Source organism: Micromonospora sp. CPCC 206061, assembly GCF_036906915.1.
Taxonomy (GTDB): domain Bacteria; phylum Actinomycetota; class Actinomycetes; order Mycobacteriales; family Micromonosporaceae; genus Phytohabitans.
The window spans coordinates 32,803-45,204 of the sequence record NZ_JBAKHX010000033.1 but is presented as its reverse complement, the minus strand read 5'-3'; the positions used below and the strand labels follow the sequence as shown (position 1 = coordinate 45,204).

At 68.4% G+C, this 12,402-nt stretch carries 10 protein-coding genes; 1 reads left to right on the top strand and 9 read right to left on the bottom strand.

Going from position 1 to position 12,402, the window contains the following annotated elements; translation table 11 throughout:
* Positions 1–111: 111 nt before the first annotated feature.
* Entirely contained in the window at positions 112–582 is a 471-nt protein-coding gene (locus V6V89_RS21980) for a winged helix-turn-helix transcriptional regulator (protein WP_334621100.1), read from the bottom strand.
* 130 nt (positions 583–712) lie between these two features.
* On the opposite strand from V6V89_RS21980, the gene V6V89_RS21975 reads away from it, so the two are divergent.
* Positions 713–1,597: an alpha/beta fold hydrolase gene (locus tag V6V89_RS21975; RefSeq protein ID WP_334621099.1), complete on the top strand. Its 885-nt coding sequence runs from the start codon at positions 713–715 to the stop codon at positions 1,595–1,597.
* A gap of 511 nt (positions 1,598–2,108) precedes the next feature.
* Here the strand turns inward: V6V89_RS21975 and V6V89_RS21970 are convergent.
* From V6V89_RS21970 to V6V89_RS21935, 8 genes are read right to left on the bottom strand one after another with little or no spacing between them, the layout of a single operon-like run.
* The gene (locus tag V6V89_RS21970) at positions 2,109–4,370 is read right to left on the bottom strand and encodes a DUF6351 family protein (protein WP_334621098.1); all 2,262 of its coding nucleotides are present in this window, start codon (positions 4,368–4,370) and stop codon (positions 2,109–2,111) included.
* Positions 4,371–4,423: 53 nt separating this feature from the next.
* Positions 4,424–5,614: a phenylacetate--CoA ligase family protein gene (locus V6V89_RS21965; RefSeq protein ID WP_334621097.1), complete on the bottom strand. Its 1,191-nt coding sequence runs from the start codon at positions 5,612–5,614 to the stop codon at positions 4,424–4,426.
* Between the two features lie 9 nt (positions 5,615–5,623).
* The gene (locus tag V6V89_RS21960) at positions 5,624–6,463 is read right to left on the bottom strand and encodes an ABC transporter ATP-binding protein (protein WP_334621095.1); all 840 of its coding nucleotides are present in this window, start codon (positions 6,461–6,463) and stop codon (positions 5,624–5,626) included.
* Positions 6,460–7,641: an ABC transporter substrate-binding protein gene (locus tag V6V89_RS21955; RefSeq protein WP_334621094.1), complete on the bottom strand. Its 1,182-nt coding sequence runs from the start codon at positions 7,639–7,641 to the stop codon at positions 6,460–6,462. Before V6V89_RS21955 ends, V6V89_RS21960 begins: the two co-directional genes overlap by 4 nt.
* Positions 7,642–7,673: 32 nt before the next feature.
* The gene (locus V6V89_RS21950) at positions 7,674–8,735 is read right to left on the bottom strand and encodes a branched-chain amino acid ABC transporter permease (protein WP_334621093.1); all 1,062 of its coding nucleotides are present in this window, start codon (positions 8,733–8,735) and stop codon (positions 7,674–7,676) included.
* Position 8,736: 1 nt separating this feature from the next.
* Positions 8,737–9,606 carry a branched-chain amino acid ABC transporter permease gene (locus V6V89_RS21945; RefSeq protein WP_334621092.1) on the bottom strand — a complete coding sequence of 290 codons (870 nt, stop codon included), beginning with the start codon at positions 9,604–9,606 and terminating at the stop codon, positions 8,737–8,739.
* Positions 9,607–9,619: 13 nt separating this feature from the next.
* The gene (locus V6V89_RS21940; RefSeq protein WP_334621091.1) at positions 9,620–11,560 is read right to left on the bottom strand and encodes an AMP-binding protein; all 1,941 of its coding nucleotides are present in this window, start codon (positions 11,558–11,560) and stop codon (positions 9,620–9,622) included.
* On the bottom strand, positions 11,557–12,390 hold the full coding sequence (locus V6V89_RS21935; protein ID WP_334621090.1) for an ABC transporter ATP-binding protein: 834 nt from the start codon (positions 12,388–12,390) through the stop codon (positions 11,557–11,559). The genes V6V89_RS21940 and V6V89_RS21935 overlap by 4 nt, the downstream gene beginning before the upstream one ends.
* Positions 12,391–12,402: the final 12 nt, after the last annotated feature.

The window sequence follows — 12,402 nt, the reverse complement described above, 5'->3', positions numbered from 1 at the left end:
CTCACCAACGCGTGCTGTCCACGGACGGCGGCTTACCAGTAGAGGTGAATGTGGCCGCGTTCCCAGGCGGCGTGCCCGGGGGCCTAGTGACGGCCGGGCCAGTGTCGCCGGTCAGGCGTCGGCGGGCTCGTCGTGGATGGTCTCGTGGGTGACTGGCTGGCCGCAGTGGTGGCAGACCAGGTCGACCTGGACCGGCTGGCCGCAGGAGTGCCGGCGGGTGAGGGCCGGGGTGTCCACCGCCCATTTGTCGCCCCATTGGTAGAGGGCGAGCATGACCGGGAACAGCTCCCGGCCGGCCTCGGTGAGGTGGTACTCGTGGCGCGGCGGGCGTTCGCTGTACTGCCGGCGCTCGACGACCCCGGCCGCCTCCAGCTTGCGTAGACGGTCGGCGAGGATGTCGCGGGACGCGCCGGTGTAACCGGCGATGCGGGCGAAGCGGTGCACGCCGTAGCCGATCTCGCGCAGGGCCAGGAGCGACCACCGCTCGCCGAGGACGTCCAGAGCGGCCGCGAGCGAGCAGGGACGGACCTCCAGGGGCAGGTCGGCCAGGCGGATGGCGGCCCGTGGCTCGGGGTCGGTCATCATCCCAGCCTAACCCAGTGTGTTGCCATTTCCAACTCACTCGTCTAGCCTGGTCACAGGTCAGTAGGAAATCACAACACACTCCCTACTCGGGGGATTCGGGAGTCCACTTCATGTCGAGGAGACGAACATGGCGATCATGACCAACACCGAGTCGAGCATCAGAATCCCTGGAACCAGCAGGCACTTCCTCGACCCGGCCGCCGGGTCGCGCGACCAAGGGCAGGGCCGACTGCGATACCTCGCCGGCGGCAGCGGCGCGCCGCTAGTGCTGCTGCACACCGTGCGCACCCAGGCCGAGCATTTCCGCCACCTCATCCCGCTGGTCCAGCAGCGATACACCGTGTACGCGCTCGACCTACCAGGAATGGGCTACTCGCAGATCGTGCCCGGCGCCTCCTACGAGGAGCCCGCCATGCGCGCCGCCGTCAAACGACTCCTCACACAACTCGATCTGCGCGACGTGACCCTGCTCGGCGAGTCGATGGGAGCCACGCTGGCCCTCACCACAGCGGCCGACCTCCCCGACCGCGTCCGACGCGTCGTGGCCGTCAACGCCTACGACTACCCCGGCGGAATCGCCAGGTCCAGCCTGCTGGCCCGACTGATCGTCACCGGCGTCATCGCGCCCGGCGTAGGCCCGATACTCGCCGGGCTGGAACCCAAAACCGTCATGCGCACCATCCTGACCGGCGGCCTCGTCGACCCGGCCGCACTGCGCGAGGACTACCTGGACGAGCTGCTCAACGTCGGCCGCCGCCCGGGCTACCCGACCGTCGCCCGCGCCGTGTACCGCAACCTCCCCAGCCTCGCCGCGGCCCGCGCCCGCTATCCCGAGGTCACCGCGCCGGTCCACCTCGTCTACGGGGAGAAAGACTGGTCCCGACCCTCAGACCGCCAGGCCACCAGGCGACAGCTCCCCCGCGCCGAGTTCACCCAGGTCCCGAACGCCGGCCACTTCATCACCCTGGAACGGCCTGACGTGCCAGCCAGCCTACTGAACGCGGTCGCATGACCTACCACGCCAAGACGGGCGTTGGTTCCCACACGACCGGCTGAGCTGCGGGGCTGACCGCCTGTTAACGGTGCCGTCGAGTATCAGCGACGCCGCCGAAACGGTCCGTGCCTACGTTCACCGGCATGTTGGTCACGACGGGATCCGGGCCGTCTGCCCAAGACGACGAACCATGAAGCCGATCCATCCTTGATCAACATGCCGGGAACCGTATGTGCCGGCGGTTTCCGGCACCGTCGCTGACCGCCGACACTCGTGATAACTGCCCAGCTCAACATGGCCCACACCGCGCCAGACCCGACCCGTCGCGATCCCCAGCCACACATGGGGTGCCCACCTCCTTCACGGCCTACACGGCGACGCCGACCCCCATCCGGGCTCTCGACCTGGCGAACGGCTCGGCCGACCGGAACGTGGCCACCTTTGAGAACATGTCGTAGGTGCCCGGTTCTGTTTGCCGGTGCTGGCCGGACCCCCCTCGTGTGCACGAGTGCCCAGCGGACCGCGCCTGCTATGGCCGGGAGGCCGGCGCAGGGCCGAGCGGCTGGCCACCGGGGCCGTCCTGGTAGGTCAGCCAGGGCACCGACGGCACTCGGTCTGCTCCGGGCTTGCGGTAGTCGCACACTCCGCGCGGGAATGCCTGCCGCAATCTGGTCCACTGCTGTGCGGTGAAGGCGACGTTGTAGTCACGCGGGTTGACGGGTTTGAGCTGGCATTTGAGGACGTCGTTGGACAGCGGTGCACCGGCGGCGATCCGCGGGTCACCGGCGAACGGGAACGTCGCCCGGCAGGTGTTGGGGTCGGTCACCTTGACCCCGTCGACGAAGCAGGCGTCGACCGCCTCGGCTGGTTTGTGCCGGAGGATCTTGGCGCTGCGTGGTGCGTTGCTGCGATCGGCCTCCACGGCGGCCAGCCACCGGTCCATGAGCAGGAACGCCTGGTCCGCGATGGACGCTGGCGGCGCGAGGCCGGGTCCGGGGAACGTCCAGATGATCTGGTTGTTGGCGTGTCCGTTGGCGTTGCGTAGCCGTTCTCGCGTGGCGTGACTGTGGAACGCGGTGTGGATGTCGTTGAGGTTGTTGTTGGCGCGCAGGTCAATGATGGCGACGTTGTCCAGTTGCGCGGCGTCCTGGGTGATGCTGCTACGGTAGGCGGTCTGGACCGCGCCCGGGTCGGCGACGTTGCGGCGTGGCACGAAGTTGTGGTCGATGTCGACGCCGCCGACGTTTTCGTTGAGGTTGACGAACTGCTCCGGGGTGATTGTTCCGGCCTGCAGCGCCCGCAGTCCGTACTGCACGCCGACGTTGTCGAAGGGCAGTTTGGCGAAGCCGAATCCGGCGGCCCGTTCGGCGGGGGTCCACAGTCGTTGCGGTCGTTGGCCGAAGACCGCGACCAGGAAGTCCTGGTAGGTGCTGCGGCAGCCGGCGGGGTTGGTCGCCGGGTGGTAGAGCTGCGCCTGTTGTTCGGGCGTGAGTGGCGTGGGGAAGCAGGATTGCAGGAACGGCGGAAGCGGTACCCCGGGCGGCGGCTGGGTGTAGGCAGGGTCCTGGAAGTTGCCGAAAGACGAGTCCCAGGCTTCGCAGGCTGTCCGGTCGGTCGGGGCGACGGGCACCGCGTTGCCCTGCGCCGCAGCCCGCTGCGCTGGGTCGGTCCATAGGTTGGGTGACACCGTGCTGAAGACCCGGCGCATGAGGTGGCAGTCTTCGACCTCGACCAGGGCGCCGGACCACATGTCCTCGTAGCTGGCGTTCGGCTGGATGCCGTCGAGTAGGCCGGGGTAGGCGTTGGCGATCTCGTGTTGCTGGATCGACCCGCCGGACAGTCCCTGCGCGAACGTGTACCGGATCTCTCCGTAGCGTTCGGTGATGTGTTCCTTGAGCATCATCACCGATTCCGCGGAGACGATTGAGTTGCAGTTGCCGCCGAGGACGTTCAACGACGAGGTCGCCACCATGAAACCGCGTGAGAGCGCCCGGTCGATCTGTACATTCTGCGCGAGGCCTTGGGTGTGGTAGGTGTTGCAGTTGGCGCCGAACGGATAGAACAGCTTATGGTTCCAGCCGTTCTGTGCGTCCCAGGCGGTCCACGGTCGGACGGGGTCGGACAGGACCGCTATCCGGTAGATGCCGCGGTTCTGGGTTCCGGTTTCCTCGCGGAAGACGTACGGGACGGTGACTCCCTGGTCGGTGGTTGTCGTGGCGATGTCGGCCGGTGGTGCGGCCGGGTCGTAGCGGGCGAACTCGCCGCTGGTTCGCCGGTAGAAGAACTGGTGGCTGGGTTGGGCGTTGCATTGTGGGTCCTGCGCGGGCCCGAGGCCGTTGGCCTGTGTAGTGCAGATCCACGGTGCCACCTGCGGGCCGGAGAAGACGGGGCCGCCGTTGGGGTGGTTGGTGATCGTGATCCGGGTGGCGTCGTGGCCGTGCGGCGTGCCGGCGAGGACGGCGATCAGGTGGCTCTGACCGACCGGTAGCCGTTCCAGTAGGCCCAAGACGCGGCCGTTGGCGCGGCGTGCGAACGCCTCGCTCACGTTTCGTAGGCCGTCGTCGGTGGCGAGTAGCACCCGAAGCCGCGACGCGTCCGCACCGGGCGGCAGCTGCGCCTCGACCAGCGCATCGCCGCCAGAGATCAGGTCGGCGCGGTTGGAGAGCACCAGCATTTGGAGGTTGCGGGAACCACCGGCCGACGGGCCGGGTGCGGCCGCGGCGACGGTTGGCGTGAAGGTGATGACCGCGCACGTCGCAGCGGCCATCGCGGCGGTGAGGGGGGACTTCATCGGTTTGTCCTCCTCGAAAATTCAGTACCCGCCCGGGTGGGGTCCAGCGGGGGTTAGGACCAGTCGCGTTGGTCGTGGATCGTCGGGCCGTCCGGCAGGTTCGGCACGCAGACCACGTCCGCTGCCAACCGCAAGTGCGCGCGGATCAGTTCGTGTACGCGCTGTGACAGGTGTGGATCTGCGGTGGGGGCGGCGACGATTTCGCATCGCAGGCTGTCTCGGTGGTCGGCGCGCTCGATGACGAAACGGTGTGCGGTCACACCGGGTTCGCCGGCCAGCGCCGCGGCCGCCTGTCTCGGGTGCAGGAACACGCCGCGCACCTTGACGGCTTCGCCGACCCGGCCGAGGACGCCGGCAAGCCGCAACGAGCCGTCGACGCCGAGCGTCCAGGCGGATAGGTCACCGGTGCCGAAGCGCACAAGTGGTTGATCCGGTCGTAGCAGGGTCACCACGACCTGCCCGATGGTGTCGTCGAAGTAGGGTTGCCCGGTGCCCAGGTCGCAGACCTGGATCAGGACGCCGCCTGGCAGGGCCAGCCCGGAACCGGGCCCGGTTTCGTAGCCGAGCAGGCCTGCCTCGGCGGTCCCGTACGCCTGGTGGACGATGGGAACGTGTTCGGTCAGCCACGATCGCAACGAGTCGGGCAGAGGTTCGGCGGTGACCAGCGCACGGCGTACCGGGAACCGTACGTCGAGCGCTTCGGCGGTGTTCACCAGCGCCTTGAGGTAGGAGGGCAGGCCGACGTAGCCGCGGGCCTGGACCGCGGCGGCGACCTGCACCTGCAGTTCCATGTTGCCGACCCCGGCCGGTACGACCGTGGCTCCGACGGCGAGGGCAGCCTCCTCGAACATCGCGCCCGCGGGCGTCAGGTGGTAGCTGAAGCAGTTGAGCACGGTGTCGCCGTCCCCGATGCCGGCCGCCCGCAACGCGGGTGCCCACCGCCACGGATCGGTACCCGCCAGCTGTGGTTCGTACAGCGGTCCGGGTGAGGCGAACACCTTGCGCACCAGCGTCTGTGGCGCGACGGCACCGCCGAACGGCGGGTTCGCGTCTTGCGCGGCGATCAGGTCGTCCTTGGTCAGGATCGGCACCCGGTTCAGGTCGGCCACCGAGGTCACCGAGGGCACGTGGGCCTTGGCAATCCGCCCGGCCAACGCCGGCACCCGGGCGGCTGCCTGCTCGACCGCCGCGACGACCGCTGCGTCCAGTCCGTGGGTGTAGGCGTGGATCCTGTCGGCCAGCACCGAAACCTCCTATAGCCAGCGCTTGCGGCGCTTGTAGTGCTTGACGTCGCGGTAGCTGCGCCGTCCCCCGGCCTCGCCCAGGCCGAGGTAGAACTCCTTGACGTCGGGGTTGTCGGCGAGTTCGGCGGCGGTTCCGGCCAGGACGATCCGGCCGGATTCCATGACGTAGCCGCGGTGGGCGACGGCCAGGGCGCGCCGGGCGTTCTGCTCGACCAGCAGGGCGGTAAGCCCGAGGTCGGTGTTGAGCCGCCGGACGATGTCGAACATCTCGTCCACCAGCAGTGGGGCCAGGCCCAGCGACGGTTCGTCGAGCAGCAGCAGCCGCGGGTCGGACATGAGTGCCCGGCCGATGGCGAGCATCTGCTGCTCGCCGCCGGACAGGTAGCCAGCCACCCGACCTCGTAGGCCAGCTAGCCGGGGCAGGAACCCGTACACCCGGTCGAAGTCCGCCGCGGCGCCGCGGGTGTATGCACCGGCGACCAGGTTCTCGTGCACGGTGAGATGCTCGAAGACCCGCCGGCCCTCCATCACCAGGGCGATGCCGCGGCGTACCCGCTCGGCCGGCTCGGCCCGGGTGATGTCGGCACCGTCAAAGGTCACGGTGCCTTCGGTGACCGCGCCGTGCTCGGTGGGCAGCAGCCCGGTGATCGCCTTGAGCGTCGTCGACTTGCCCGCGCCGTTGGACCCGAGCAGGGCGACCACTTCACCGCGCGGCACCACGAGCGACATACCGCGCAGCACGAGTATCACCTCGTCGTAGATCACCTCGACGTTGTCGACCGACAGGAGCGTGTCCGCGCCGGCCGCCGGTTGGCGGTCGCGCATCGGCGTGCCCCGGCCGCTCGTCATGCCTTCGGTGCCACGGCCGCGGTCACCTCGGTGAACGTGCCGCCCGAGACCCGGTAGATACTGGATGCGGTGGCGCCGCGGTGGCTGTCGGCGGAGAACTTGATCGGGGCGAGGACGCCGCCGGTGTCCACGGCCGGCATCGTCTCCAACCCGGCGCGGATGTTCGGGCCGGTCAGTTCCTTGCCGTCGGCGAGGGTCTTCTCGATGCCCTTGACCATCGCGTGCATGGTGTACCAGCCCTGGACGAAGTGCAGACCCTTGGCGTCGAGGTCGATGCCCTTGCCCTGGCAGTAGTCGCGGACAGCCTGGTGACCGGGCTTGGCGATGCCGGGCGGCGCGAACGGCTGGATCATCAGGTGCCCCTCCGCGGCCGGACCCGCAACCTTGATGAACAGTTCGTCGGCGCACCAGTTCAGGCAGACGATCTTCATGTCGAGCTTCTGGGCGGCGATGTCCTTGGCCACCACCGCGGCGGGACTGGACACGTTCTGGATCACCACATACTTGGCGCCCTGCGAGTTGGCCTGCTGGAGAATGCCGACGTGGTCGGTGGCGCCGGCCTTCATGGGATACGCCTTGAACCCGAGCCGGTAGCCCTTATCCTTGATCCACTTTTCGGCGTCGGCGAGCGGTGCGGTGCCGAACGGCGAGTCATGGTGCAGTACGGCCAGTTGAGCCGCCGGATCCTGGGCGGCGATGTAGTCAATCGCGACCCGCAACTGGTCGGAGTAGGTCGGCGCCACCACGAAGTTGTACGGTGACTGCTTCGGGTCGGTCAGGACCTCGGCGTACGACGCCGACATGAACGGAAGCTCGTCGTCTTTGACCTTGCTCCGCAGCGCCTCGCTGTCGCCGGTGCCCCAGCCCTGGATGGCCACGGCGCCCTCGGCGACGAACTTCTTGTACTTCTCCTCGGCGGTGGGGACCTTGTACTGGTAGTCCTCGCTGAGTGCCTTGATCTTGTGGCCGTCGACCCCGCCCTTGGCGTTGAGGTTGTCGACATAGGCGAGCATGCCCTCGTTGTAGGGTTTGCCGACGTCTGCGGTGGCACCGGTCAGGTCGGCGATGACGCCGATGACGATGTCTTCCTTGCCTTCGCCGCCACCGTCGTCGGCGGTGGGTCCGCCGCACCCGGCGAGCAGCACGGTAGCCGCCGCGGCAAGCGTGAGTTTGCGCATTGCGGTACTCCTTCGTGGGCTTGTTGGTGGGGCTAGTAGCGGAACGGCCAGAACCGCACGTAGTCCTTGACCCGGCGCCAGATCCGATCCAGACCGCGCGGCTCGAACAGCAGGAACAGAACAATGACCAGACCGAACGCGGCCGCCTGCACGGCGGGCAACTGGTCTGCCAGCAGGGGAACCCGGGTGCGGAGGGCATCGGCGAGCTCGGCGAGCAACGGGGGCAGCAGCATGATGAAGGCCGCCCCGTAGACGGCGCCCGCGACGCTGCCGAGCCCGCCAACGATGATCATGGCGAGGTACTGGATCGAGACGTCGATGGTGAACCGTTCCCAGGTGACGGTCTGGGTGTAGTGGGCGGTGAGGGCACCGGCCAACCCGACGTAGCCGGACGACACGGCGAAGGCCATCAACTTTGTCCGGGTCAGGTCAACGCCGATGGCCGACGCCGCGATGTCGTGGTCGCGCACGGCCATGAACGAGCGACCGAGCGCGGTGCGGAACAGGTTCCGGGCGGTGACGACGGCCAGCACCGCGAGGCCGGCGATGATCCAGTACCAGACGAACTCGAAACTGGTCCGGGGCACCCGCCAACCGAAAAGGGTCAACCGGTCGACGTCGAGAAAGCCCTGCCCGCCGGTGAGCCAGCCCCACCGGCGGACCACGAAGATGATGATTTCCTGGCTGGCGATGGTCGCGATGGCCAGATAGAGGCCCTTGAGGCGCAACGCCGGCAGGCCGAAGAACGCACCAACCGCCGCCGTCACCAGCACGGCGGCGAGCATGGCCAGCGGCACCGGCAGTCCGGCGCGCTGCGCCAGCAGCCCGGAGGTGAACGCGCCGACGGCGAGGAATCCACCCTGGCCCAGCGAGATCTGACCGGTGAACCCGACCAGGATGTTCAGGCCCACGGCGCCGATCGCGGCGATGCCGATGGTGTTGACGATGCCGAGCCAGTAAGGGTCGACCAGCCACGGCAACGTGAGCAGGCCGGCGAAGACGAGCACCAGCCGCAGGCGCTCGGCCGACGTGTGTCGAAGCCGCAGTTCGGAGGCGTAGCTGGTGTGGAACACGCCGGCGGCGGTGGCGGCCATGTCAGACCCTCTCGATGCGTGGCTGGCCGAACAGCCCGTACGGGCGCAGCAGCAGGATGAGCACCAGCACGACGTACGGCGCCACCTGTGAGGCGCCAGCCGACATGCCCTCGGCATACTGGCTGACCAAACCGATGACGGCGCCGCCGATGATGGTGCCCGGCACCGAGTCGAGCCCGCCGAGAATGACCACCGGGAAGACGACCAGGCCGAATGTGCCCAGGTTCTGGCTCAGTTCGGCGATGTCGGCCAGCAGAAGGCCCGCGATCAACGCGCTGACAGCGGCGAACGCCCACGCCAGCGCGAAGATCCTGCGCACCGAGATGCCCTGGACCAGGGCGGCCTGCTGGTCGTCGGCGACCGCACGCATCGCGACGCCGTGCCGCGACCACCGGAAGAACACCGTGAACGCGGCGAGGACGACCACCGCGACCGCGACCGCGACGAGCCGGTCCAGCGGCACCGTGGCCCCCGCGACGGTGGTGGTCCCGGCGGGCAGCACCTTCGGCATCTCGCGTGGGGTGGTGCCGAAGAACATCGTCACCACGGCCTTGAGGACAGCGGCCAGGCCGATCGTCACCATGATCACCGCTATCGGGTCCTCACCGATCAGCGGCCGCAGGATCACGCGTTCAATCCCGACGCCCAGAATGGCCGCCGCTGCCACACCGACGAGCACGGCAACGGCGAACGGCAGTCGCAACAGGACGAACGCGGCGTAGAACAGGTAGGCGCCGACGAGCAGCAGCTCGCCCTGCGCGAAGTTGATGACGCTCGTCGCCTTGTAGATGAGCACGAAGCCGAGCGCCGCCAGCGCCAGCACCGCACCGTTGGCCAGACCGTAGACCGTCAACTGCACAAACTGACTCATGCGATCGCCCCGCTCATGTTCGTCCACTCCAGACCGGGCGTCGCGGCTGGCCGGCAAGCCTCTCGCTGTCGATGGGCTGGTGGATCGTCAGCGTGATGGTCCGTTCGGCGGTGGTGCCGTCCTGATAGGCGACGGTGGTGTCCACGTCGACAGTGGGCTCGTCACCGTCGAGGGCGGCGATGATGTCCGCGTAGCGGGTCGCGATGACGTTGCGGCGGACCTTTCGGGTGCGGGTGATCTCGTCGTCGTCCGGGTCGAGCTGCTTGTGCAGCAGCACGAAGCGCCGGACCCACATCGAGGCCGGCAGGTCGGCGTTGGCGCGGGCGATCTCGGCGGCCAGGAGGTCGGCGACGGCCCGCTGGGTGGCAAGGTCGGTGTAGGTGGTGTAGCCGATCCGGGCCCGCTCGGCCCAGGCTCCGACGGTGGCGGGATCGAGGCAGAGGATGGCGGTGATGCCGTGTCTGCCGAGGAATGCGACGGCCTCTTCGACGTATGGCGAGAACTTCAGCTTGTTTTCGATGAAGGCGTTGGAGAACCGGCTGCCGTCGGCCGGGTGGTGGAGCACGTCGGCCTGCCGGTCGATCACGACGAGATGGCCGTTGTCGAGGTACCCGGCGTCGCCGGTGTGCAGCCAGCCGTCGGGATCGGTGGCGGCGGCGGTGGCCTGTGGGTCGTGCAGGTAGCCGCGGAACACGCTCGGCGAGCGCAGCAGGATCTCGCCGTCGTCGCTGATGCGTAGCTCGGTGCCGGGGATTGCGGCGCCCACGGTGTGGAACCGCAGGTCGCCGTCGTGGTGGGCGACCGCGATGCCGCAGATCTCGGTCTGTCCGTAGATCTGTTTGAGATTGACGCCGAGGGCGTGGAAGAACCGGAACACGTCCGGCGACAGCGGCGCACCCCCGGTGTAGCACCGTTTGATCCGCAGCAGGCCGAGCTGGTCGCGTATCGGGCGTAACCCGATCGCGTCCGCGACCGCGTGGGCCATGCGCAGCAGTACGCCCGCCGCCCGGCCCGTAGTGCGGTGGGTGGCAACCCGGTCGCCCACCTCGTAGGCCCAGCCGAAGACGTGGCGCTTGAGCCATCCCGCCTCGTCGATGCGTACCTGGACGTCGGAGAGCATCGACTCCCAGATCCGGGGTGGACTGAACATCACGTCGGGTGCGATCTCCCGCAGGTCGGTGCGCTGGGTTGCGGCGTCCTCCGGAAACGACAGTGTCAAGCCGTGGCGCAACCCGCACGCGACGGCGAGCATCTGCTCACCGATCCACGCCAGCGGCAGGAACGAGACGTACCGGTATCCGGGCCGCAGCGGGTCGATCTCGACGAGATGCTCGGCCATCGCTATCAGATTGGCGTGCGACAGCTCGGCCAACTTGGGACGCGCGGTGGTGCCCGAGGTGGTACAGATGATCGCCGTGTCGTCCGGGCCGACCATGGCGACGCGTTCGTCGAGCCACGCCGGCTGGGTCTTCGCTTTTTCTGCGCCGGCGGCTTCGATGTCGGTGAACCGCTCCAGGTATGGCTGCGGGTAGCCGGCCATGCCGCGCGGGTCGTAGTAGATGACCGTGGCGAGCTTCGGCAGTTGGTCTTTGAGCCGGATCAGCTTGTCGACCTGCTCCTGATCCTCGGCCACCACGACCCGAACCTCGGCCAGGGAGAGCACATGCAAGATCTCCTCGCCGACACTGGTGGGATAGACACCCACGACCGCGCCGCCCAGGCACTGCACGGCCAACTCCGTGATCAGCCACTCCGGGCGGTTGTCGCCGAGCACGGCGACCACATCACCACGGCTGATCCCGAGCCCAGCCAGGCCGCGGGCGAAATCGCGTACCCGCCGCGCGTACTGCGCCCAGGTCAGCGGCTGCCATACGCCATAACGCTTCTCCTGCGCGGCGATGGCCTGCGGATGCTCGGCGGCCCGCGCGAAGAGCAGCTCGGGAAACGTGCTCATCGGGCCGCTTCACCGAGGTAGGCGTTGATCACCGCGGGGTCGCTGCGGACCTGCTCCGGCGGACCGTCGGCGATCAGCCGGCCGAAGTCGAGCACGGTCACGGCGTGGGAGATGTCCATGACCACGTCCATGTCGTGCTCGATGAGGACCACACTGACCCCGGCGAGCTCGTTGACGTCGAGCACGTAGCGGGCCAGGGACTCCTTCTCCTCGGCGTTCATGCCCGCCATCGGCTCGTCGAGCAGGAGCACGGCCGGCTGCATGCACAGCGCCCGGCCCAGTTCCACCCGCTTGGCGTAGCCGTACGACAGGGCACCGACCGGCTGGTGGCGCACCACCTGGAGCTCCAGCAGGTCGATGACTTCCTCGACCAGCGCCCGGTGCTCTATCTCCTGCCGGCGGGCCGAACCGAACCAGACCAGTGCGGGCAGCAGAGCGTGACTCATCCGGTGGTGCCGGCCGAGCATCAGATTTTCCAGCACCGTCAGGTGCTTGAAGAGCTCGATGTTCTGGAAGGAACGGGCCAGCCCCAGCCGGGCGATCTGATGTGGCCGGCGCCCGACCAGGTCCACCACACCGTCGGCCCGGGACAGCCTGATCGTCCCGCGCTGCGGCCGGTACAGCCCGGACACGCAGTTGAGCAGGCTGGATTTGCCGGCTCCGTTCGGCCCGATCACCGCGTGGATCTGACCCTGCCGCACGGTCAGCCCGACGCCGTCCAGGGCCTGCACGCCGCCGAATCTCAACCCCACGTCGGACACCGTCAAAACCGGTTCACCCGCGGGCACGGTGCTGCTGTTGAGCGGGAACCGGTACTCCCGAGTGATCATGGCGCCTCCAGA

Bases quoted from the DNA above. Each gene is read 5' to 3' on its own strand.
- V6V89_RS21980 (WP_334621100.1), bottom strand. From the start codon at position 582: ATGACCGACCCCGAGCCACGGGCCGCCATCCGCCTGGCCGACCTGCCC.
- V6V89_RS21975 (WP_334621099.1), top strand. From the start codon at position 713: ATGGCGATCATGACCAACACCGAGTCGAGCATCAGAATCCCTGGAACC.
- V6V89_RS21970 (WP_334621098.1), bottom strand. From the start codon at position 4,370: ATGAAGTCCCCCCTCACCGCCGCGATGGCCGCTGCGACGTGCGCGGTC.
- V6V89_RS21960 (WP_334621095.1), bottom strand. From the start codon at position 6,463: ATGACGAGCGGCCGGGGCACGCCGATGCGCGACCGCCAACCGGCGGCC.
- V6V89_RS21955 (WP_334621094.1), bottom strand. From the start codon at position 7,641: ATGCGCAAACTCACGCTTGCCGCGGCGGCTACCGTGCTGCTCGCCGGG.
- V6V89_RS21950 (WP_334621093.1), bottom strand. From the start codon at position 8,735: ATGGCCGCCACCGCCGCCGGCGTGTTCCACACCAGCTACGCCTCCGAA.
- V6V89_RS21945 (WP_334621092.1), bottom strand. From the start codon at position 9,606: ATGAGTCAGTTTGTGCAGTTGACGGTCTACGGTCTGGCCAACGGTGCG.
- V6V89_RS21940 (WP_334621091.1), bottom strand. From the start codon at position 11,560: ATGAGCACGTTTCCCGAGCTGCTCTTCGCGCGGGCCGCCGAGCATCCG.
- V6V89_RS21935 (WP_334621090.1), bottom strand. From the start codon at position 12,390: ATGATCACTCGGGAGTACCGGTTCCCGCTCAACAGCAGCACCGTGCCC.